The 551-nt window shown below is 30.5% G+C and carries 1 protein-coding gene; it reads left to right on the top strand.

The features are described 5' to 3' along the window. A partial coding sequence (locus tag MBCUT_RS11220) for a hypothetical protein (protein ID WP_169805372.1) occupies window positions 1–551 on the top strand: 551 nt, incomplete at both ends.

The following is a 551-nucleotide window of genomic DNA, read 5'->3' as shown; positions in this document are numbered from 1 at the left end:
AATTGGTGGGGGACAAACAATATAACTAATATAAGTGGCAGGATTTCTGGCACTGTTGCTATCAATAATTATTATATTTTCAATTTCACTAACTCTAGTAGTTTGGATAATGTTCATGTTGGTGACAATGTTAGTTTTATTTATCTGTTGGTTCTGAATACTACTTTAACTAATACTGGTGTTGAGAATTTACCTTATTTTGTTATTAATGGTACTTTTAATGGTGTAGCTTATAATTCCAGCCGTGATGAAAATTTTACTCATAACTTCACTATTTTATCTGGAGGAAATCAGATTGTAGATGCTTCTTTAGATACAGAATATAGGAATATACCTTTTTATGCAACAAGCGGTTCTTCTACTCCTACTAATTCAACTATTGTTGTTAATCCTAATCCTGCTCAAATTGGTGAAAATATCACTATTAGTGGTCAGTTAGCTAATTATACTGGAGTAAATAATGTTACTGTTACTGTTGATGGTACACTATTTACTAATATAGCTGTTAATAATGGTTATTGGGAGTTAAATTATACTACTAATCGTACTGG

The organism is Methanobrevibacter cuticularis (genome assembly GCF_001639285.1).
Classification (GTDB): domain Archaea; phylum Methanobacteriota; class Methanobacteria; order Methanobacteriales; family Methanobacteriaceae; genus Methanobaculum; species Methanobaculum cuticulare.
Note: the sequence above shows the minus strand (reverse complement) of the source record. Positions and strands in the feature narration are given on the sequence as shown.